Source organism: Pseudotabrizicola sp. 4114 (genome assembly GCF_031457365.1).
In the GTDB taxonomy this organism is placed as follows: domain Bacteria; phylum Pseudomonadota; class Alphaproteobacteria; order Rhodobacterales; family Rhodobacteraceae; genus Pseudotabrizicola.
In genome coordinates, this window is the sequence record NZ_JAVDWP010000004.1 from 359,393 (window position 1) to 380,736 (window position 21,344).

Genomic DNA, 21,344 nt, shown 5'->3' on the forward strand with positions numbered 1-21,344 from the left:
GCATGAAGGACACCACACACAGTGGCCCGGCCGTGATCGAGGCCCGCAATCTGGATCTGACCTTTCAGACCGGCGACGGCCCGGTGCATGCGCTGCGCGACGTGAGCCTGACCATCAACAAGGGCGATTTCGTCAGCTTCATCGGCCCGTCGGGCTGCGGCAAGACCACCTTTCTGCGCTGTATCGCGGCGCTTGAGCATCCGACGGGGGGCACGCTGACGGTCAACGGCCTGACCCCGGATGAGGCACGCATGCGCCGCGCCTATGGCTATGTGTTTCAGGCGGCGGGGCTTTATCCGTGGCGCACGATTGCCGGAAATGTGAAACTTCCGTTGGAAATCATGGGCTTCTCAAAAGCGGACCAGCAAGCGCGGGTGGAGCGGGTGCTGGATCTGGTCGAGCTGTCAGGCTTTGGCGGCAAGTTCCCCTGGCAGCTGTCGGGCGGGATGCAGCAGCGTGCCAGCATCGCCCGGGCTTTGGCCTTTGACGCCGACATATTGCTGATGGACGAACCCTTTGGCGCTTTGGATGAAATCGTGCGCGACCGGCTGAATGAAGAGGTGCTGAAGCTTTGGGCGCGCACCGGCAAGACCATCGGCTTTGTCACCCATTCGATCCCCGAGGCGGTTTATCTGTCGACCAGGATCGTGGTGATGTCGCCCCGCCCCGGCCGGATCACCGATGTCATCGACAGCCCGCTGCCGAAGGAGAGGCCGCTGGATATTCGCGACAGCCGCGAATTCATCGAGATTGCCCATCGGGTGCGTGAAGGGCTGCGGGCGGGGCATCAGGATGACTGAGGCCCGAAAAACCACAGCCAGCGACGGTATGGCCCGCGTCGGGTTTACGTATGGCAAGCGTCGGGCTGCGCCCGCGCGTCGGTTCGGGGGGCGCGCATGACGAGGGCGATGCCGGTACTGACCGTGTTGGCGGCGATTTTCGCGCTGTGGTATCTGGCCGCGATCTGGATGAATGCCACCTGGGTCTATGATCAGGCGCAGCGGGCAGGCACCACGGTGACGCTGACGCAAGTGATCCCGCAGACCATGGCGCAACCCCGCCCGCTGCTGCCGCCGCCGCATCAGGTGGCGGCTGAGTTGTGGAAGGGTGTCACCGCGCAGGCCGTCACCTCGAAACGATCCTTGGTGTATCACGGATATGTCACCTTTCGCGGCACCATGATGGGCTTTGCGCTTGGCATCGTGCTGGGGGTCGCCCTCGCCATGGCCATCGTCCGGTTCCGGGTGATGGAGCTGAGCGTGATGCCCTGGGCCATCATCAGCCAGACCATCCCCATCGTGGCGCTGGCGCCAATGATCCTGACAGTGTCGAACCAGATCGGGATTGATAACCGCGAGGTGCCAAAGGCCATCATCTCGGCTTACCTGTCGTTCTTTCCGGTGCTGGTCAGCATGGTCAAGGGCCTGCGCAGCCCCGACCACATGCAGCTGGACCTGCTTTCCACCTATGGCGCGTCCGACGGGCAGACGTTTCGCAAACTGCGGCTGCCCGCGTCCCTGCCCTATTTCTTTGCCTCGCTGAAGGTGGCGATTGCCGCCGCGCTGATCGGCACCATCGTGGGTGAGTTGCCGACCGGCGCGATCGAGGGTCTGGGCGCGCGCATGCTGATCGGGTCGCAATTCGGCGAACCTTTGATCATGTGGGCCGCGCTGTTTGCCGCCGCCATTCTGGCGGGTGGGTTGATCCTGATCGTCGGGCTGATCGAGCGGATGGCAAAGGCCCGCATGGGGGTGCCGGCATGAGCTGGCTGATTGGCGCTGTCCTGTTCTGGCTGGCGGCCTGGGGGCTGAATGTGCGGCTGGCCGCCAGCCGCTTTGGGGCCACACGTGCGGGCCGCATCACCGTGGCGGCCTTGTTCGGCATCACCCTGCTGGTGCTGTGGGAAGGGCTGGTGCGCGGCTTTGCGGTCTCGCCCATCATCCTGCCGGGGCCATCGGTGATCGGGCCAAAGATCGCCTCGTCCTTGCCGATCCTCTGGGCTGATTTCGTACAGACCGTGATCAAGGGCGCGCTGACCGGCTTTGCCATCGGGGCGCTTGCGGCATTCGCCGCCGCCATTGCCATCGACCGCTCGCCCTTTCTGCAAAAGGGGCTGTTGCCGGTGGGCAATTTCGTCTCGGCTCTGCCCATCGTCGGCCTCGCCCCGGTCTTGGTGATGTGGTTCGGCTTTGACTGGCAGTCCAAATCGGCGGTGGTGGTGGTGATGGTGTTCTTTCCGCTGCTGGTCAACATGGTGGCCGGGTTGCAGGCAACCGACCGGCTGCACCGCGACCTGATGGCCACCTATTCCGCCAGCTACACCCAACGCCTGCTGAAGCTGCGTCTGCCCGCCGCGATGCCGTTTTTCTTCAACGGCTTGAAAATCGCCGCCACCCTCGCCCTGATCGGGGCCATCGTTGCCGAGTTTTTCGGCAGCCCCATCGTCGGCATGGGCTTTCGCATCTCGACCGAGGTGGGAAAACTGGGGCTGGATATGGTCTGGGCCACAATTGCAGTGGCGGCACTGTCGGGATCAGCGCTCTATGGGCTGATCGCGTTCATCGAATCCCGCGTGACGTTCTGGCACCCGTCTCAGCGAAAATAACACCAGCAACGCCCCCGCGAGAGGGGCACAACACGGAGGTCCGACCATGAAGAAACTATTAACCGCTGCGGCACTGGCGACATTCGCCACCGGGGCGCAGGCGCAGGATGTCACCCTGCAGCTCAAATGGGTGACGCAGGCGCAGTTCGCAGGCTATTACGTGGCGCAGGCCAAGGGCTTTTACGAAGACGAGGGCCTGAACGTCACCATCAAGCCCGGCGGCCCCGATATTGCGCCGACGCAGGTCATCGCCGGGGGCGGTGCCGATGTGGTCGTCGAATGGATGCCCGCCGCGCTTGCGGCCCGTGAAAAGGGCCTGCCGCTGGTCAACATCGCCCAGCCGTTCAAATCCTCGGGCATGATGCTGACCTGCCTGGCCGAGTCCGGCATCACCACGCCTGCCGATTTCGCCGACAAGACGCTGGGCGTCTGGTTCTTTGGCAACGAATACCCGTTCCTGTCGTGGATGAGCCAGCTGAACCTGAAAACCGACGGCTCGCCCGGCGGTGTGACCGTGCTGAAACAAGGCTTCAACGTCGATCCGCTGCTGCAAAAGCAGGCCGCCTGCATCTCGACCATGACCTATAACGAATACTGGCAGGTCATCGACGCCGGTATCGCCGAATCCGATCTGATCACCTTCAAGTATCAGGATCAGGGCGTGGCGACGATGGAAGACGGGCTTTACGTGCTCGAAGAAAACCTCGCCGACCCGGCGTTTGAAGAGAAAATGGTGAAATTCGTCCGCGCCAGCATGAAAGGCTGGAAATACGCCGAAGAAAACTCCGACGAGGCGGCGATGATCGTGCTGGAAAACGACGAGACCGGCGCGCAGACCGAAAGCCACCAGAAACGCATGATGTCCGAAGTGGCGAAACTGACCGCAGGCTCCAACGGCGCGCTTGATCCGGCTGATTATGAGCGCACGGTGGCCTCGCTGCTGTCGCCCGGCTCTGACCCGGTGATCTCCAAAGCGCCCGAAGGCGCCTGGACCCATGCCATCAGCGACAAGGCGCTGCAATAAGTACGCCCGTCACCCATGTCACCAGCGCCCGGAGCAAACCTCCGGGCGTTGCCATCTGTGGCCCCTGCGGACCGGGGGCCAGCCCCCGGACCCCCGGAGTATTTCCCAAAGGTGCAAGCCAACAGAGGGACGCCCCTGTGATTTGCAGCTTTTCCAAATACTCCCGCCGGAGGCATCACCAGTGCCGCCGGGCGCCTCAGTCCAGATGATGGCGGATCCGCCGCACCATCAGCCAGACCGCCACCAGCACAACCGGCGTCAGCACCGCAAGGCCGAGGCCCTTGCTGATCCCCATGCCTTCGGTCAGCGGATAGATCGCATAGCTGGCCAGATTGATCGCGTAATAGCTGATTGCCACCGTCGACAGCCCCTCGACCGTGCGCTGCAGGCGCAGCTGCACATCGGCGCGGCGGTCCATCGATTCCAGCAGTTTCTGGTTCTGCGCGGAGCGGTCCACATCGACCCGCGTGCTGAGCAATTCCGCCGCCCGCGCCGCGCGTTCGGCCATGCTGCGCAACCGGCTTTCCGCCGATTTGACTGTGCGCATTGCCGGATCGTAGCGGCGCATCATGAATTCGGCGAAGGTCTGGCGGCCGTTCAGCCGGATCTCACGCATGACCTGAATCCGCTGGTTCACGATCGCCTCATAGGCCGCCGTCGCCCCGAAGCGGAAGGTGTATTTCACCGACAGGCTCTCCAGTTCGGCCGAGATCGCCAGCAGGTCGTGCAGCATCACCTCGGGGCTGCGGTCGGCCCCGTCGAGTGCCGTCACCAGCCCCGACAGCCGCGGGTCCAGCGCGTTCAGCCGGGTGGTCAGATGGCGTACCCGTACCAGCGCCAGCATCGACATCGCGCGGTAGGTCTCCACCTCGCACAGCCGCTGCACGATGCGCCCCACCCGGCGCTGCGAGGTGCCGGGGCGCACGAACACCGCAAAGCGCATGTGCCCGGCCGGATCAATGCGGAAATCCCCCGCCACCAGCGCGGCCCCATCCACCACCTTTGACACCGCAAGGCTTTCGCCGACGAACCAGTCCTCCAGCCGCGCCAAGGCTTCATTTTCGTCCTCGGGCATATGCTCGATCCGGATCAGCACCGAACACAGCCGCTTGCCCGGGGCCTGCGCCAGCCAGTCTTCGGGAAACACCGATGCCTCTGCCGGGTCAAACGCGCGGGCCGAGACGCCCTTGCCAAAGGCGGAATAGGTCACGAATTCGGTATGGCTTTCCCATTTCAGCTGATTGCGGCCGATCTCGCCAAAGAAATGCGTGGCGTCAGGCTGCGGATGCGCGCCGCCGTTGCGGTCCAGCAAGTCAAGCAGATGCGCCCGGTCGCGCATCCGGTCGCGGTTGGCCGCATCCTCCGGCTCCTTGATTGCCAGATAGACCGCCGTTCCCGGCACCTCCAGCGCCGGAAACGGCCGGGCATGCAATTCGTTGACGATGGTATAGCGCTGCGGGTGGTCGGCAAGATGGGTCATGAAGCATACTCAAAGCCAGAGGTCTTGAATGACTTAGGCCGCTCAGCGCCTTCGGGAAAAGCGATTTGCCGGAATACACGGGTATGCAGCCCGGCTGTTGCGCGAATGCCAAAGGCCCCGGCATGTCGCCGGGGCCTTTGAGAGGATTTTTCGCAGAAAAATCGCGGCGGTCAGTCGATCAGCGGCAACAGCGCATCGAGCGACTTTTTCGCATCGCCATAGAACATCCGCGTGTTGTCCTTGTAGAACAGCGGGTTCTCGATGCCCGAATAGCCGGTGCCCTGCCCGCGCTTGCTGACAAACACCTGCTTGGCCTTCCAGCACTCCAGCACCGGCATGCCGGCAATCGGGCTGTTCGGGTCTTCCTGTGCGGCCGGGTTCACGATGTCATTCGAGCCGATCACGATGGCCACGTCGGTTGACGGGAAATCTTCGTTGATCTCGTCCATCTCGAGCACGATGTCATAGGGCACCTTGGCCTCGGCCAAAAGCACGTTCATGTGCCCCGGCAGACGCCCGGCAACCGGGTGAATGGCAAAGCGCACGTTTTTGCCCTTGGCGCGCAGTTTGCGGGTCAGCTCGCTGACCGATTGCTGCGCCTGCGCCACCGCCATGCCATAGCCCGGAATGATGATGATGCTGTCGGCCTCGTTCAGCGCCGCCGCGACACCTTCGGTGTCAATCGCGATCTGCTCGCCGGTGACCTCCATTTGCGGGCCGGAGGTGCCGCCAAAGCCACCAAGGATCACGCTGATGAACGAGCGGTTCATCGCCTTGCACATGATATAGCTCAGGATCGCGCCGGACGAGCCGACCAGCGCGCCGACCACGATCAACAGGTCATTGCCGAGGCTGAAGCCGATCGCCGCCGCCGCCCAGCCAGAATAGCTGTTCAGCATCGACACCACCACCGGCATATCGGCGCCGCCGATGCCCATGATCAGGTGATAGCCGATGAAAAACGCCAAGAGCGTCATCGCCACCAGTGTCCAGATCCCGGCATCGTTGAAATACATCACGCCCAGAATGACCGAGCCGATGGCCGCGCCTGCGTTCAGCAGATGCCCGCCCGGCAGTTTCTGCGCAGTGGTGTTGACCTTGCCTGCCAGCTTGCCAAAAGCCACGACCGAGCCGGTAAAGGTCACCGCGCCAATGAACACGCCCAGAAACACCTCGACCCGCAGGATCGAGATTTCAACGGCGGTTTTCTTGGCCAGAAGGGCGGCAAAGCCCTCCAGCCCCACCCGTGCCGATGGCTCCATCGCCAGCACGCGTGTCAGTTCCAGATCGGCGTTGAAGCCGACGAAGACCGCCGCCAGACCGACAAGGCTGTGCATCGCCGCCACCAGCTGCGGCATCTCGGTCATCTGCACCCGCTGTGCGACCACATAGCCGATCCCGCCGCCAAGGCCGATCATGACCAGCGAGGCGAACCAGTTGCCCGCGCCCGGCCCCATCAGGGTGGCGACAATCGCGAGGCCCATGCCGACGATGCCATACCAGACCGCGCGCTTGGCGCTTTCCTGCCCGGAAAGCCCCCCCAACGACAGGATGAAAAGAATAGCCGCAACGACATAGGCGGCCGTCGTAAATCCATAATCCATCGACCGGTCCCCTTACGATTTCTGGAACATGGCAAGCATGCGCCGGGTGACAAGAAAGCCACCAAAGATGTTGATTCCAGCCATGAAAACCGACAGCGCCGCCAGCAGGATCACAAGGTACGACCCCGATCCGATCTGCATCAGTGCGCCAAGGATGATGATCGACGAAATCGCATTGGTGATGGCCATCAAGGGCGTGTGCAAGGAATGCGACACGTTCCAGATCACCTGGAACCCGATGAACACCGCCAGCACAAAGACGATGAAGTGCTGCATGAAGCTTGCCGGGGCCACCAGACCAAGGCCCAGCAGCAACACCGCCCCCACCGCCAGCAGGCTCACCTGATTGCGGGTCTGGGTCTTGAACGCCGCCACTTCCTGCGCGCGCTTTTCGGCCGGGGTCAGCTCGACGGCTTTCGGTTTCGGCTTGGCCGCTGCAATCGCCGCGATTTTCGGCGGTGGTGGGGGATAGGTGACGGCGCCCGCATGGGTCACGGTCGCGCCCCGGATCACGTCATCTTCCATGTTATGCGCGATCACACCGTCTTTCTTTGGTGTAAGATCGGCCAGCATGTGACGGATATTGTTGGAATAAAGTGTTGATGCCTGTGCTGCCATCCGGCTGGGGAAATCGGTATAGCCGACAATGGTCACGCCATTGTCGGTGACGATCTTCTGATCGGGCACCGTCAGGTCACAGTTGCCGCCACGCTCGGCGGCAAGGTCGATGATCACCGATCCCGGCTTCATCATCTCGACCATATCCGCCGTCCACAGCTTTGGCGCAGGCCGGCCCGGGATCAGGGCGGTGGTGATCACGATGTCCATCTCTGGCGCCAGCTCGCGGAACTTCGCAAGCTGCTTGGCGGCAAAGGCGGGGCTGGACGGGGCGGCATAGCCGCCGGTCGCGGCACCATCGGGCAATTCGCTGGCATCAAATTCCAGAAAGACGAAATTCGCGCCCATCGATTCGATCTGTTCGGCCACTTCGGGCCGCACGTCAAAGGCGTTCACGATTGCGCCCAGCGAGGTCGCCGTGCCGATTGCGGCCAGACCAGCCACGCCCGCGCCCACGACCAGAACTTTCGCCGGGGGCACCTTGCCTGCTGCGGTAACCTGCCCGGTGAAGAACCGGCCAAAGTTGTTGCCGGCCTCGATCACCGCACGGTAGCCCGCGATATTGGCCATCGACGACAGCGCGTCCATCTTTTGCGCGCGGCTGATGCGCGGCACCATGTCCATGGCGACGGCGGTCGCACCCTGCCCGGAAATCTGCGCCAGCAGATCAGGGTTCTGCGCGGGCCAGAAGAACGAGATCAGCGTCTGACCCGGTTTCAGCAGCCGGGCCTCATCGGCCTCGGGGCCGCGCACCTTGACCACGACATCCGCCGCGTCATAGAGCGCCGCCGCTGAGGCCACGACCTCAACCCCGGCCTTTTGATAGCTGGCGTCGGAAAATCCGGCCTTGGCGCCTGCGCCGGTCTCGATCACGCAGGTATGGCCCAGCTTGATCAGTTGTATGGCCGATTCCGGCGTCATGGCGACGCGATTCTCGCCCTCGAATAGCTCTTTCGGTGCCCCGATCTTCACAGTTTCTCCCCCGCTTCTCAGATTGGTCCCGCGCCAAAGCGCAGTCCGGCTCTGTATTGCGATCCAATTAGCACCGCGCAAGATTATTTCATAGACTTCTACACATTTGCGGCATTTCTATCGCAGATTGCGACGATGCCCCGCGCCGCGCCTGCCTGATGCGCAGATTCCGGGTGGGTCGGTGTCATTTCAGGCCCGGCAAAGCGCAGCCTGAAATGACACCGCCCCCCTTGCGCGACGCTTTGCTTTCGTCATTGTCGGCGCCAACACCGGAGAACCGCCATGCCGACCGATTTTGCCGCCACCCGTGACCAGTTTCACCTGCCCGAGGGGGTGATCTATCTGGATGGCAATTCGCTCGGCCCCCTGCCGCATGCGGCGGCGGCCCGCGTTGCCGCCTGCGTCACCGACGAATGGGGTCAGATGCTGATCCGGGGCTGGAACGCTGCGGGCTGGATGGATCAGCCGACCCGGCTGGGCAACCGCATCGCGCGGCTGATCGGGGCGGAACCCGGATCTGTGGTGTTGGGCGATACGCTGTCGATCAAGGTGTATCAGGCGCTTGCCTCGGCGCTGGACATGACCCCGACCCGCCGGGTGATCCTGTCTGATACCGGCAATTTCCCGTCTGATCTTTATATGGCCGAAGGGCTGTGCCGCACCCTTGGCCCCGAGTACCGTCTTGTTACCGTGGCCCCCGAAGAGGTGGCGTCGGCGATCACCGATGAAGTCGCGGTCCTGATGCTGACCGAGGTGGATTACCGCACCGGGCGCAAGCATGACATGGTCGCGCTGACCGCGCTGGCCCATGACAAGGGCGCGATTGCGGTCTGGGATCTGGCGCATTCGGCGGGCGCGCTGCCGGTCGATCTGGCGGGCTGTGGGGCGGATTTCGCGGTCGGCTGCACCTATAAATACCTCAACTCCGGCCCCGGCGGCCCGGCCTTTATCTACGTCGCCCCCCGCCATCAGGATACCACCCGCCCGGCGCTGTCGGGCTGGCTGGGCCATGCGGCCCCGTTTGCCTTTGACCTGAGCTACCGCCCCGGTGCCGGGATCGAACGGATGCGCGTGGGCACCCCCGCCATTCTGCAGATGGCAGCACTTGAGGCCAGCCTCGACATCTGGGACCGGGTCGACATGACCGATCTGCGCGCGCGGTCGATCGCGCTGTGCGAGGCGTTCATCGCCGGGGTCGAGGCCGCCTGCCCTGACCTCACCCTCGCCTCGCCGCGTGATGCGGCACAGCGCGGATCGCAGGTCAGTTTCCGCCACCCCGAGGGCTATGCCATCATGCAGGCGCTGATTTCGCGCGGTGTGATCGGTGATTTCCGCGCGCCCGACATCCTGCGCTTTGGCTTCACCCCGCTGTATACGTCGGACGCCGATGTGCATGGCGCTGTCGTCATCCTCGGCGAGATCATGGCGATGCGCGCCTGGGACCGGCCCGAATTCAAGGCCCGCGCCAAGGTGACATGATTCGGCTGCGGCCTTATGCGCCGGGTGACCGGGCGGCGGTGAAAACCGTGTTCTACCGCGCGGTGCATGAGGGGGCTGCCGGGCATTACACCGCCGCACAACGTGCCGCATGGGCCCCCGACCCGGGCGTGGACCCGGCCCAGCCTGACCGGCTGGCGGGGCAGTTCTGTCTGCTCAGCGAAAGCGGCGGGCAGATCACCGGCTTCATGTCGCTGTGCGATGACGGCTATCTCGACATGGCGTTTGTCCTGCCCGAAGTCAGGGGCAAGGGCCATGCCGCCGCCCTTTATGATGCCATTCTGGCCGAGGCGCAGCGCCGCGCCCTGCCCCGGCTGACCGCCCATGCCAGCCTGCTGGCCCTCCCGTTCTTTGCGCGCCGGGGCTGGCGTGTGGAGCAAACCCAGGATCACCCGGTCGGCCCGGTCACCCTGCGCCGCTTTGCGATGCAGATTCTGCTGCACCCTGATGCCAATCCGCGCCCCTGAAATCACAGTTCCGAGAGCATCCCCCGGTTTGGGCAACTGTCCGCGCAGGGGCTTTGACCTCGCTTGCGAGCTCAGCTAAGTTTGATCAGATAGCGCAGGGGCTTTGCCGCTCCGGCACTGAATTTCTAACAGGATTTCCACAATGTCATCTTTCGCGCTCCGGGCCATACTTGCCATGACCCTCACGGCAGGACTGTCGGCCTGTGTGCCGACCACCACCACCTCGACCGCCTCTGTGCCCGCCGTTTCGGTCCCGCAAGAGGGGATCTATCTGGCAACAAAGGACAATGGCATCAACATTCCCGCCATTGATCCGGCCAAGGTGCCTGCGCAGTTCCAGCGTCAGATCGTCGATTTCCCCTCGACCGAAGCGCCCGGCACGGTGATCATCAACCCGGCGACCAAGCATCTGTATTTCATCGCCGGCAATAACAAGGCAATCCGTTACGGCATCGCCGTCGGGGCTGCAGGGTTTCAGTGGTCGGGTCAGGCGCTGGTGACCAACCGCCGCCAATGGCCGACCTGGACGCCGCCGAAAGAGATGATCGAGCGCAAGCCCGAGCTGTCGAAATGGGAAAACGGCCAGCCCGGCGGGCCGACCAACCCGCTTGGCTCGCGCGCGCTGTACCTGACCACCAATGGCGTCGATTACGGCTACCGCATTCACGGCACCCCCGACTGGTGGTCGATTGGCAAGAACGCCTCGTCCGGCTGTATCCGCATGATCAATCAGGATGTGATCGACCTGTATAACCGCGTGCCCGATGGGGCCAAGGTGATCGTGCTGACCGCCAGCGGCCAGATCCCAAAGGGCCTGAGCCTGCCACCGCCTGCGCCCAAAAAGAAAAAGCCGGCCCCAGCGCCAGAGGCCGCCGTTGCCACGACGGATGAGGCTGATGCAACGGCCACCCCGGCGGCAGGCACCGCGCCGGTGATGGGGCCAATGTACACCGCGCCCGCCGTGCCTTCGGCCATCGGCCCCGCTCTGCCCACGCCGGCGACGGTGACACCGGCACCGGGCACGACCACGCCCAGCCTGCCCGCAGCCCCGGCAACACCGGCTCCGGCCACGCCCGCCGTCACCGCACCCGTGACCCCGGCGGCCCCCGTGGCCCCGGCCGCGCCGTCCACCCCGGCAGCGCCCGCCGCTGCGACACCGGCCGCCCCGGCGGCCGACACGCCCCCGGCCTGTGCGGTGCCGCTGGTCAACGGCACCTGCCCGCAGGGCTAAGGCGACGACCCTCAAAGCAAAACGCGCGCATCCCCGGATGCGCGCGTTTTTTTATGGCCGGGGTGCGGGTCTACGACAGCCAGCGATCATAATCGCTGACCAGCAGATGGGTCGGGGCGACATCTTCCTCGATCTCGGCAAAACGCCCGATCGGTTCGACAAAGATGTTGTCGGTCAGATCGTCATTCACCGTTGAGACCTCGCCGATCAGCACATCGCCGCCCTCGCCCCAGAACGCATGCCAGTCGCCCGGCATCAGCGTCACACTCTCCCCCGGGGCCAGTTTCAGCTTGTCGCCGGGCGCATAGGCACGCGTCATCCCGTCACAGCGCACGACGCCGCCCCGATCGCGGGCAAAGCGGCCCTGATCGTCGCTGCCAAAGAGCTCGACCACCAAGGTCGCCCCGCCCCGGTTGATGATGTCCTCGGCCTTGATGACATGGGTGTGCATCGGCGACAGCTGATCCTGCCGCGAGATCAGCAGCTTTTCGGCATAGCACATGCCCCCGCCGCGCTGCAGATCGGCAAGGTCGCCATTACGCAGGGTGAACAGGAACAGCCCCATCTGGTCAAACCGGCCCTGCCCGTAATCGGTGATGTCCCAGCCCATGCGCGATCCGATGATCCGGCCCGCCTGCGCCTTGTGCGCCGCGAACTCATCCGGCGTCCAATAGGCAAAGGGTGGCAGCACAAAGCCATGGTGACGGATCATCTCATCCGCCGCCGCCATGATGTCATTGATCCGGCTGCGTTTCATCGAATGGGTCACTGATTGGGTCACGGCTTCCTCCCTGCACATCTGGCGGGGACTATACCTGCCCGGTTAGCGCAAACAAGCACTCACGCGCTGCGCATCAGCGCCGGGCGTTTGCCCGCCGCCCAATCGGCCACCGCCTGCCCGAAGGCCGCGAACAAGGGCCGCGACACCGGGTCGCCCGCCGCGTTCCATTCCGGGTGCCATTGCACCGACAGGGTGAACCCCGGCGCGCCCTGCACATAGATCGCCTCGGGCGTGCCGTCCGGGGCGGTGCCGTCGATCACGATGCGCGCGCCGGGGCGGTTGATGCCCTGACCGTGCAGCGTGTTGGTCATCACCTCTGTCGCCCCCATCAGCTGATGGAACACCCCGCCGGGGGTGAATGTCACCGGATGGCGCAGGGCGAACTTTTCCTCCAGCGTGCCATCGGGCGGCATGCGGTGGTTCATCCGCCCCGGCAGATCGCGGATCTCGGGGTAAAGCGTGCCGCCCATGGCCACGTTCACCTCCTGAAAGCCCCGGCAGATGCCGAACACCGGCTGGCCACGTTCCACGCAGGCCCGCACCAAAGGCAGGGTGATCGCATCGCGGCAGCGGTCAAAACTGCCATGCGCCGGGGTCTCATCCTCACCATACTCGCTGGGGTGGACATTGGGCCGCCCGCCGGTCAGCAGAAAGCCGTCGCACAGCTCCAGCAGTTCCTCGACCACCACCAGCCGGGGGTCCGAGGGGATGATGATCGGCAGACAGCACGACACCTCGGCCACGGCTTCCGAATTCATCGTGCCCCCGGCATGCACCGGATAGCTCTCATTCAGCAGGCTCATGTTGCCGATGATGCCCACAACCGGGCGGCGGGTGGCGGAGAATGTCATGGACGGGCAGCCAGGATGATTTTGCATGCTCAGACAATAGGCGCAAAGCCGCCGCAGGCCAAGTCCGCAGCCGCGCACAACCAGTCCGCACCTGAGGCGACAGCCCGGAACAGCCCCCTTTCCCGGCGAAAGGACAAAATCGCGGCAGATGACGCGGCCGTGACTTGGCTTCCCGCCACTGGAAGCTGCGACACTGGCCAAAATTCACAGGAGTCGCCGATGAAATCCCCGCTTTTCGCCCTGCTTACCCTCACCGCCCCCCTCATCGCCTTCGCCGCAGCCCCGGCACTGGCTCAGATGGATCACTCCGGTCACGGTGCGGCGCACACCATGGACAGCCCCTCCAGCGCCGCCTATGCCGAGGCCAATGCCCGCATGCACAGCGCCATGACCATCCCGCTGACCGGCGACGCCGATGTCGATTTCATCGCCGGGATGATCCCGCACCATCAGGGCGCGGTCGAGATGGCGCGCATCGTGCTGGAGCACGGCACCGACCCCGAGGTGCGCAAACTGGCCGAAGCGGTCATTGTCGCCCAGGAGGCGGAAATCGCCTGGATGACGGAGTGGCTGGCAGCACAGGGCCAATAAGCTCGAATTTTCTGCGAAAATTCCCGGCCCGCGTCACACACTCTCAACACATGTGGCGCACCCTGATTTTTCGCAGAAAAATCGTCCCACTACCCCGCCGCGATCACTTTCGCGGCGGCGTCCAGCGCGCCCGGCCCGTGCGGGATGTCCAGCGCGATCAGCCCCGCCTGCATCACCGCCAGCGCGCCAAGCGTCATATGGGCATTCACATGCCCCATATGCGCCACCCGCAAAAACCCGTGCCATTCCGGGTCCGACGGCAGCGCCATGCCCAGACCGATGCCCAGCGTCACCCCGGCCTGCGCTTCCGTCCATTCGCGCAGCCGCGTCGCATCCGGCGCGCCCAAGCGCGCCGCCGTCACCGCACGCGAGCGATACATCGGGTCCGCCACATTCAGCCCGATGCGCGGATGCCCCGCGCCCCAGGCGTCGAACGCGGCCCAGACCGTGCGGGCCAGCACCTCATGCCGGGCCCAGACATTGGCCATGCCCTCTTCATGCAGCATGCTCAGCGCCTCGCGCAGGCCGAACAGGTGATGCGTCGGCGCGGTTCCGGCCCAGTATTGCCAGAACTCCTCCGGCTCGGCCCGCTTGCGCCAGTCCCAATAGGGCGTGCGCAGATCGGCCTTGGCCCCCGCCTCCCGCGCTTTTTCGGAAAACCATACGAAACACATGCCCGGCGGGGTCATCAGCCCCTTTTGGCTCGCCGCCACCGTCAGGTCGATCCCCCAGGCATCCATGTGATATTCATCGCACCCCAGAGACGCGATGCAATCGACACAGAGCAACGCCGGATGCCCCGCCGCATCCATTGCCGCCCGCAACGCGGCAAGATCGGTGCGGATCGAGCTGGAGGTGTCGACATGCGTGGTCAGCACCGCCTTGATCCGGCCGTGATAATCCTGCCTGAGCCGCGACTCTACCCGCGCCATGTCGACCGGCGTTGAGGTGCCGAAATCCATCAGCTCGACCTCGACCCCCATCGCCCGCGCGCTCTCGGCCCAGCCGATCCCGAAGCGGCCGGTAGACACCACCAGCACAAGATCGCCCCGGCTGAACAGATTGGCATTCGCCGCCTCCCACCCGGCATGGCCGTTGCCGATAAAGCCCGCCACATGCTGCGTGGTGCCCGCCACGGCGCGCAGATCGGGCCACATCGCCGCCACCATCTCGGTCAGATCGCCCGCGTAAATGTTGGGTGCTGCCCGGTGCATCGCGTTCAGCACGCGGTCGGGCATCACCGAAGGGCCGGGAATGGCCAGATAGCTGCGCCCGCGCGACAGATCGGCGCGGGAAACATTCGGACGGGGGGAGTTTGCTTGCGTCATCATGAACCTAAAGAAGGAGACGCAGCAATCGCTAGGCCCTGTCACAGCCAAGGTCAATTGCCCGGCAGCTGAATTTCAGCCCCGCCATTGCAGCCGCAGGGTCTTAGGCATTAGATCAGGCACAGCGCGATGCCTGACCCGGCAAGACCGGACCCCGCACTCACCGCCGCGCGCGCCCAAAGCAGGAGACTCGCATGACCGACGCCCCCCTCGGCGAGACCGCCCCCGACCGTCAGGTCTGGACCGTCACCGGCACGGACCGGGTCAGCTTTCTGCAGGGCCTGATCAGCAATGACATGCTGCCGCTTGAGCGTGCGCCCGGCATCCTCTGGGCGGCCCTCTTGACCGCGCAAGGCAAGTATCTGGCCGATTTCTTCGTGATCCGCCCCGGCGACGCGGATCACCTGCTGATCGACATCAAGACCAGCATCGCCGCCGACACGCTGCGCCGGCTGACGCTGTATCGCCTGCGCGCCGATGTGCAGATCACGCCCGCCGATCTGACCGTCACCCGTGGCCTCGGGGCCGCTCTGCCCGGCACCTGGCCCGACCCGCGCCACCCGGCGCTTGGCTGGCGCGGCTATGGCCTGCCCGGCACCGCCCCCGTGATCGACTGGGACGCGATCCGCGTTGCCCAGTGCATTCCGGAAACCGGGATCGAGCTGGTGCCCAATGACAGCTACCTGCTCGAATCCGGCTTCGAGCGCCTGCATGGCGTCGATTTCCGCAAGGGCTGTTATGTCGGACAAGAGGTGACAGCGCGGATGAAGCACAAGACCGAGTTGAAAAAGGGCCTTGTTACCGTCGCCATCGACGGCGCGGCCCCGGTCGGCACGCCCATCCTGTCCGGCGAAAAGGAGGCGGGCACCCTGTTCACCCAATCGGGCGGGCGGGCGATTGCCTGGCTGCGGTTTGACCGGATGCAGGAGATGACGGCGGGCAGCGCCCGCCTTTCCCCCATCACCTGAGCAACGATTTCTCTGCGAATAATCTCCATCACGATCTATCTGCGAAAGATCCGTAAACCGGCGTTTTCGCAGAAAACGCGTTCCTCAGAATTTTCGCAGAAAATTCGCCCCGTCAGGCGCGTTCGGAATATTCCATCAGTTCCGTATGCACGAGGATCTCTTCATCCTGCCCGATGAACGGCGGGATCATGATCCGCACGCCATTGTCCAGGATCGCCGGCTTGAAGCTGTTCGCCGCCGTCTGGCCCTTGACCACCGGCTCGGTCTCGACGATCCGGCATTTCACCTTTTGCGGCAGCGTCACCGCCAACGCCTCGTCGCCGTAGTAGCGCACCGTTGCGGTCATGCCGTCCTGCAGGAAGGGCCGCCGGTCGCCCAGAAGCTCGGCATCCAGCTCGATCTGCTCATAGGTCTCGGAATCCATGAACACCAGCCGCCCGTCGGTCTCGTACAAGAACTGCTGATCCTTGTTCTCCAGCCGGACCTCTTCGATCTTGTCCTCTGATCGGAAGCGCTCGTTCAGCTTGCGGCCGTCGCGCAGGTTCTTCAGCTCGACCTGGGCAAAAGCCCCGCCTTTTCCCGGCTTTACATGGTTTGCCTTTACGGCAGCCCACAGGCCACCCTCATGCTCCAGCACCATTCCGGGCTTGATTTCGTTTCCGTTGATTTTAGGCATTTGTGGCAAAACCTTGACAAAAGGTTGAAGTCGAAAGCGCCACACCTATATCTGGGCAGTCCAACGCGGGCAAGCAGACTAAATACAGTATTCCTTTGCGTCAGCCATGCATCACGTGCATGACAGGATTGCAAAACGGGTGGTGCCGAATCGCTCCGAAAGGTTTAGGTTCGCCCGACACCGAGAAAGACAAGAGCAAGAATAAGGACTGCCAAAATGACTGGTTTCGTTGACAGCACCGCTTTCAATTACGAACAAGGCCAACGCGCGCGCAAGCTTTTTGCCGCCGTGGTGCTTGCTGCGCTGGACGATGCCATCGCAGATGATAAAAAATACGGCAACGGGCCTGAACAGATTGCACGTTGGGCACGCTCGCGCGACGGGCGTGAGGTGTTGTCCTGTGCCGGGATCGACCCGAACGAACGGGTGGTCAAGGGCCTGATGGAATTCGTGTCCAAAGGTGTGCGCACCTCTGTCGCGCTCAGCCGCGAAGAATCCGAACGGCGCCACGCGCTGGAATCGGAAATGGGCGAAGCCGCCTGATCCATCCGCTGGCCGGAAACCAGAACGCGCCCCACGGGGCGCGTTTTGCGTTTCCGCTCCGGTACAAGGGTTAAGGGGGCGGGGTTACTCGAACTCGCGCAGCGCCATCGCACGGGCGATCTCGGCCCGCACCAGTTTGCGCACATTGCGGGTGATCCGCTCGCCCAGAGTGCCCGACAGCTCTTCACGGATCAGGTCGCGCACCAGATCGCGCAGCACCTCTTCGTCAAACACCATGCCGCCCGCCTGCGCGTCATAGAGGCCCGAGATCACCTCGTCCTCGGTCTCCTGCGCCAGATCGGCCCGCACCGCCGCCTCGGCCTCGTCGGCCCAGCCGTCATCCTCCCAGCTGTTGTCCTGCGGCGGCGGGGTCACCTCTCGCAAGGTCAGGCGATGCGGGGCAGCGGTCACAGTCGCATCGGCTGCCGCGCCGACACTTTCTGCCTCTGCCGTTTCCGGCGGCAGATCCTCGACCTCGGCAAATCCGGTTCTTGGCGCTTCCATAAAGTCGGGCGGCGCCGCCGTGTCCTGCAGGCGTGATCCGACAGCCGCATCCCGCGGCGGGGCATCGGATGCCAGGGTGCCCGGCCAGACTTCGGGATCGCCAAAGGGCGATTCCCATTCTTCTTCGGTTACCGCAGCGCCCAGCCGTGACACCACATCTTCGACCGGGGCCAGCGGCTCTGGCTCAGGGAAAAAAGCATCCTCAGGCTCAGGTGGGACCGCATCCTGCGCCGTCACCACCCGCAGCGCCGGGGTCAGCAGCAGCTTTTCCGCCGCCGGCTCTGGCGCAGAGGCCGGTGCCGGGCGCAGATCTTCTGACACCAGACGACGGATAGAGGACAGAACGTCCTCGATTTCATGATTGCTCATCGGTTCCGACATGACGCCCCTGCCCGTATTCAGGCCGGTCACCCAGCCCGCTATCCTGCCACATGCCCGGCTTTGAGTGACGGCGCACAACACGCCGCCTGCCGGTTCTTTGCGCCAGTCTAATCCCACACGGGCCGCAGCACAAGAAAAGGACGCATGCTGCGTTAACGCATTTCCGCCGCTGCCCGCTTCTGCGCCGCGCTTACTTCAGCTTTTCCAGAATCCGGTCCAGCTTTTTGCCCTGCGCCGAATGGACCGGCGCGTTCTTGACCGTGTTGTAATAGGCCGCCGGATCATAGGTCGGGATGCCCAGCTGCAGATGTTCGACCGACAACAGGCCCATGGCCTGCAGAATCTGGTACACGCCCAGATAGCGCTGCGCCTCGGCCTGAATCCGGGTGACCCGCGCGTCCAGCAGTTCCTGCTCGGCGTTCAGCACATCCAGCGTGGTGCGCGCGCCAAGGCTTGCCTCTTCGCGCACGCCGTCAAACGCGGTCTGCGCGGCGCGGATCTGCCGGTCACCGGCCTGCACCTGCGCGTTGGCAATCTCCAGCCCGGCCCAGGCATTGCCGACCGCCTGCGCGATCTGCACCCCGGCCTGCCCCAGATCGGCGCGTGCGCCGTCGCGGTTGGCAATCGACTGGCGCAGCAACGACGCCTGATTGCCGCCCGAATACACCCGCTGGTTCAGCGACAGGCCAAAGCTCTGGTCATCACCGCCCGCATCATTCAGCCCGACCCCGGCCCGCGCCGAAAGCGTCGGGCGGAAGGCCGCCTTTTGCAATTCCACCGCCAGATCGCCGATTGTGACCCGGCGCTGTGCTGCCAGAAGCGACGGATGCGTCCGCAGCGCCACCGTCCGCGCCGCCTCCATCGAGGCGGGCAGGCGCGGCGATGTCGGCAGCCGCGCCAGATTGCGCGGATAGGCCCCGGTCGCCGCCTTGAACGCCTCACGCGCGACCATCAGATTGCCCTCAGCCGCCGCATAACCGGCCCGCGCTGCCGCCAGCCGGGCCTCGGCAATCGACACATCGGTCCGCGTGATCTCGCCAACCTCGAACCGGTCCTGCGCCGCGCGCAATTCCTGGGTCACCAGCCGCACGTTCGAGTCGCGCAGCGACAGCAGCTGCTGGTTGACCTGCACATCGACATAGGCCGCAACCGCAGCAAACAGCACATCCTGTTCCACGCCGCGCAGCAATTCACGTGTGGCCAGCACCGATTCCTTGGCGATCTCGATCTGCAGCGCCCGGCGTCCGAAATCCAGCAACACCAACTGCGCCGTCAGATCAAAGGTCGTGCGCACCCCCTCGGTCACCGGGGCGTTGCTGGCCTGACGGGCGCGGGAATAGCCGCTGCCCAGCACGAAATCGACCACCGGCCGCAGCGTCGACATCGCCTGCGCCACATCTTCATCCGCCGCCCGCAAGGTCGCCGCCTGCTTGTCCAGCAGGTTCGAGGTGCGGTAAGCCGCGATAAAAGCGTCGGTCAGCGTCTCCGCCTGGGCAACCGGTGCCGCCAGAACACTGACCGCAACCGCCGCTGCTGCAAAGAATCCACGCATTTCCAGACTGCTCCTGTCATTTCGCCCCGGTTCTTTACGCGCCGGGGACCGCTTTCCGTCGTCGAAACAAAGTCAAACCAAAACCGTCAGAGCGTAAATCCACCCGTCGCGGCAAATCCCGGCAGCACCGGCGCCGCAGCATTGAACACAAACCGCCAGCTGACCTTGCCCTCTGACTTGTAACCGATCCGGGCCACGCCCAGCGCGCCCTCCATAAACACCGCCGCGATCCGGCCGCCGTCTTTCAGCTGGTCCAGCAGCGCCGGTGGAATAACCTCCACCCCGCCCTGCACCGTGATCACGTCATAGGGCCCATGCTTGGCAGCCCCTGCCGCCAGCGGCCCGACGATCACCGCCGCATTGTCGACCGAGGCCTGCGACAGCAGATGCTGCGCCTCTGTCGCCATCGCTTCATCTTCCTCGACCGCGACCACCGCATCGGCCAGACGCGCCAGCACGGCGGCGGAATAGCCCAAGCCACAGCCCAGATCCAGCACCATCTCATCCGGCTGAATGTCCAGCGAATCCAGCAATTTGGCCAAAGTACGCGGTTCCAGCACCACCCGACCCGGCCGCAGCAGCAGGTTTTCCCCCATATAGGCCGCCTCGCGCTTGTCGCGCGGCACAAAGGTCTCGCGCGGCACGCTCAGCATGGCTTCGATGATCGGAAACTTGGTCACGTCAGACGGGCGCACCTGAGTGTCAACCATCATCACGCGGCGGGCAGAAAAATCGGTCATGGGCTGAACTCATGGGTCTGGATCGGCTGTGTCAAGTCTTGCCACATCTCCCCGGCAGGGGCAACGGCACAGACTGTCCCACCCGGAACCGTATAGCATTTTTCCCACGCTTTTCCGGTTGCGACCCGGTGCCTTCTGCCCGCGCCGCCTATTCCGCAGGCATGTTAACCATCTGTAAAGACGGCGCAATCACCGAATACGCCGCCTCTGCCGCCGGTGTCAGATCAAAGCTGCACAGATTGCCCTGCGCCACCGCACGACAGGGGCCGGTGTCGCCGGTGATCCAGTCCACCGGGTTCAGAAACCACACCGCGCCGCCATCGCCCTCGACATCCTCGAAAAACACCGCCGAGACCTCTTCGGCCAGCTGACCCTCGCCCAGATCGGCGTGATACGGCGTCTCGACCGCCCAGCCTTGCGGCAGGGTCACACGCAGCCCGGTTTTGGCGTCGGTGTAATCACAGCGCGGCTCGGTGCAGCGCAGCGCCACCGCAGGCTCGATCGCCAGCACCGGCACCGCGATCTGCGTGGTCTGCGCGGTCACCAGCGCCTTGGCTTCAAACAGCTCTGCCTCGGTAAAGCCGGAAAGCAGATACTCCCCCGGCTCCAGCACGACCTGCCACGGCCCGTCCACCGGCTCGGGCGTCATGATCATCGCCTCCAGCACATCCGCCTCTTCCGGCAGGTCCAGCGGCACCGCCGACCACGACACCGGACCCGCCGTCCCCCCCTCGGGCAGCAGCGCGGTCACGTTGACCGTCACCGGTTCCGCCAGCCCCGCCAAGGGCATCAGCGCCCAAAGCACTGCCTGCATGAAACGTTGCCGCACCTCAGACCTCCTGCCTGCGAGAACATCCTGCGCGCCAAACCCACGGCGCGCCCGGCTGCCCCTGTCGCGCAACTTGTCCAACGCCCGCTTCAGTTTTGCAAG

General features: G+C 64.5%; 21 protein-coding genes. 10 read left to right on the plus strand and 11 right to left on the minus strand.

What is annotated here, in order from left to right; genetic code table 11:
- Positions 1 to 2: 2 nt before the first annotated feature.
- From J2X53_RS11960 to J2X53_RS11975, 4 genes are all read left to right on the plus strand, one after another.
- Complete coding sequence (locus J2X53_RS11960; protein ID WP_349037714.1) at positions 3 to 800, plus strand: ABC transporter ATP-binding protein; 798 nt, start codon at positions 3 to 5, stop codon at positions 798 to 800.
- A gap of 96 nt (positions 801 to 896) precedes the next feature.
- Complete coding sequence (locus J2X53_RS11965) at positions 897 to 1,763, plus strand: ABC transporter permease (RefSeq protein ID WP_349037715.1); 867 nt, start codon at positions 897 to 899, stop codon at positions 1,761 to 1,763.
- Positions 1,760 to 2,605: an ABC transporter permease gene (locus tag J2X53_RS11970; protein ID WP_349037716.1), complete on the plus strand. Its 846-nt coding sequence runs from the start codon at positions 1,760 to 1,762 to the stop codon at positions 2,603 to 2,605. Before J2X53_RS11965 ends, J2X53_RS11970 begins: the two co-directional genes overlap by 4 nt.
- 46 nt (positions 2,606 to 2,651) lie before the next feature.
- Positions 2,652 to 3,629, plus strand: coding sequence for an ABC transporter substrate-binding protein (locus J2X53_RS11975; protein ID WP_349037717.1), 978 nt, complete (start codon positions 2,652 to 2,654; stop codon positions 3,627 to 3,629).
- Positions 3,630 to 3,825: 196 nt separating this feature from the next.
- Here the strand turns inward: J2X53_RS11975 and J2X53_RS11980 are convergent, their stop codons facing one another.
- The 3 genes from J2X53_RS11980 to J2X53_RS11990 all read right to left on the minus strand — a co-directional run bounded on the left by J2X53_RS11980 (position 3,826) and on the right by J2X53_RS11990 (position 8,303).
- A complete protein-coding gene (locus tag J2X53_RS11980; RefSeq protein ID WP_349037718.1) occupies positions 3,826 to 5,109 on the minus strand; it encodes a DUF3422 domain-containing protein in 1,284 nt (427 codons plus the stop codon).
- Between the two features lie 170 nt (positions 5,110 to 5,279).
- Entirely contained in the window at positions 5,280 to 6,713 is a 1,434-nt protein-coding gene (locus J2X53_RS11985) for an NAD(P)(+) transhydrogenase (Re/Si-specific) subunit beta (RefSeq protein WP_349037719.1), read from the minus strand.
- Between the two features lie 12 nt (positions 6,714 to 6,725).
- On the minus strand, positions 6,726 to 8,303 hold the full coding sequence (locus J2X53_RS11990) for a Re/Si-specific NAD(P)(+) transhydrogenase subunit alpha (protein WP_349037720.1): 1,578 nt from the start codon (positions 8,301 to 8,303) through the stop codon (positions 6,726 to 6,728).
- Positions 8,304 to 8,585: 282 nt separating this feature from the next.
- Here J2X53_RS11990 and kynU point away from each other — a divergent pair, with 282 nt between their 5' ends.
- The 3 genes from kynU to J2X53_RS12005 all read left to right on the plus strand — a co-directional run bounded on the left by kynU (position 8,586) and on the right by J2X53_RS12005 (position 11,498).
- Entirely contained in the window at positions 8,586 to 9,782 is a 1,197-nt protein-coding gene (gene kynU, locus J2X53_RS11995; RefSeq protein WP_349037721.1) for a kynureninase, read from the plus strand.
- Complete coding sequence (locus tag J2X53_RS12000; RefSeq protein ID WP_349037722.1) at positions 9,779 to 10,267, plus strand: GNAT family N-acetyltransferase; 489 nt, start codon at positions 9,779 to 9,781, stop codon at positions 10,265 to 10,267. The genes kynU and J2X53_RS12000 overlap by 4 nt, the downstream gene beginning before the upstream one ends.
- A 142-nt stretch (positions 10,268 to 10,409) precedes the next feature.
- Positions 10,410 to 11,498: a L,D-transpeptidase gene (locus J2X53_RS12005; RefSeq protein WP_349037723.1), complete on the plus strand. Its 1,089-nt coding sequence runs from the start codon at positions 10,410 to 10,412 to the stop codon at positions 11,496 to 11,498.
- A 70-nt stretch (positions 11,499 to 11,568) separates the two neighbouring features.
- Here the strand turns inward: J2X53_RS12005 and J2X53_RS12010 are convergent, their stop codons facing one another.
- Both J2X53_RS12010 and J2X53_RS12015 read right to left on the minus strand, forming a co-directional pair.
- Positions 11,569 to 12,255 (minus strand): D-lyxose/D-mannose family sugar isomerase, encoded by a 687-nt coding sequence (locus tag J2X53_RS12010; protein WP_349037859.1) that lies wholly within the window; start codon positions 12,253 to 12,255, stop codon positions 11,569 to 11,571.
- Between the two features lie 83 nt (positions 12,256 to 12,338).
- Positions 12,339 to 13,130, minus strand: coding sequence for a gamma-glutamyl-gamma-aminobutyrate hydrolase family protein (locus tag J2X53_RS12015; RefSeq protein ID WP_349037724.1), 792 nt, complete (start codon positions 13,128 to 13,130; stop codon positions 12,339 to 12,341).
- A 219-nt stretch (positions 13,131 to 13,349) separates the two neighbouring features.
- On the opposite strand from J2X53_RS12015, the gene J2X53_RS12020 reads away from it, so the two are divergent.
- The gene (locus J2X53_RS12020) at positions 13,350 to 13,721 is read left to right on the plus strand and encodes a DUF305 domain-containing protein (RefSeq protein ID WP_349037725.1); all 372 of its coding nucleotides are present in this window, start codon (positions 13,350 to 13,352) and stop codon (positions 13,719 to 13,721) included.
- An 89-nt stretch (positions 13,722 to 13,810) separates the two neighbouring features.
- Here the strand turns inward: J2X53_RS12020 and J2X53_RS12025 are convergent, their stop codons facing one another.
- Positions 13,811 to 15,052 carry an aminotransferase class V-fold PLP-dependent enzyme gene (locus J2X53_RS12025; RefSeq protein WP_349037726.1) on the minus strand — a complete coding sequence of 414 codons (1,242 nt, stop codon included), beginning with the start codon at positions 15,050 to 15,052 and terminating at the stop codon, positions 13,811 to 13,813.
- Positions 15,053 to 15,243: 191 nt separating this feature from the next.
- On the opposite strand from J2X53_RS12025, the gene J2X53_RS12030 reads away from it, so the two are divergent.
- Positions 15,244 to 16,017: a folate-binding protein gene (locus tag J2X53_RS12030; protein ID WP_349037727.1), complete on the plus strand. Its 774-nt coding sequence runs from the start codon at positions 15,244 to 15,246 to the stop codon at positions 16,015 to 16,017.
- A 112-nt stretch (positions 16,018 to 16,129) separates the two neighbouring features.
- On the opposite strand, the gene efp is transcribed toward J2X53_RS12030, so the two are convergent.
- Positions 16,130 to 16,693, minus strand: coding sequence for an elongation factor P (gene efp / locus J2X53_RS12035; RefSeq protein WP_349037728.1), 564 nt, complete (start codon positions 16,691 to 16,693; stop codon positions 16,130 to 16,132).
- A gap of 216 nt (positions 16,694 to 16,909) precedes the next feature.
- Here efp and J2X53_RS12040 point away from each other — a divergent pair, with 216 nt between their 5' ends.
- A complete protein-coding gene (locus J2X53_RS12040; RefSeq protein WP_103333163.1) occupies positions 16,910 to 17,236 on the plus strand; it encodes a DUF6280 family protein in 327 nt (108 codons plus the stop codon).
- 84 nt (positions 17,237 to 17,320) lie between these two features.
- Here J2X53_RS12040 and J2X53_RS12045 read toward each other — a convergent pair whose 3' ends face one another.
- The 4 genes from J2X53_RS12045 to J2X53_RS12060 all read right to left on the minus strand — a co-directional run bounded on the left by J2X53_RS12045 (position 17,321) and on the right by J2X53_RS12060 (position 21,227).
- Positions 17,321 to 18,109: a hypothetical protein gene (locus J2X53_RS12045; RefSeq protein WP_349037729.1), complete on the minus strand. Its 789-nt coding sequence runs from the start codon at positions 18,107 to 18,109 to the stop codon at positions 17,321 to 17,323.
- Positions 18,110 to 18,311: 202 nt separating this feature from the next.
- Complete coding sequence (locus J2X53_RS12050) at positions 18,312 to 19,673, minus strand: TolC family outer membrane protein (RefSeq protein WP_349037730.1); 1,362 nt, start codon at positions 19,671 to 19,673, stop codon at positions 18,312 to 18,314.
- 86 nt (positions 19,674 to 19,759) lie between these two features.
- Complete coding sequence (locus J2X53_RS12055) at positions 19,760 to 20,413, minus strand: protein-L-isoaspartate O-methyltransferase (RefSeq protein WP_349037731.1); 654 nt, start codon at positions 20,411 to 20,413, stop codon at positions 19,760 to 19,762.
- A 148-nt stretch (positions 20,414 to 20,561) separates the two neighbouring features.
- Entirely contained in the window at positions 20,562 to 21,227 is a 666-nt protein-coding gene (locus J2X53_RS12060) for a hypothetical protein (protein ID WP_349037732.1), read from the minus strand.
- Positions 21,228 to 21,344 lie beyond the last annotated feature (117 nt).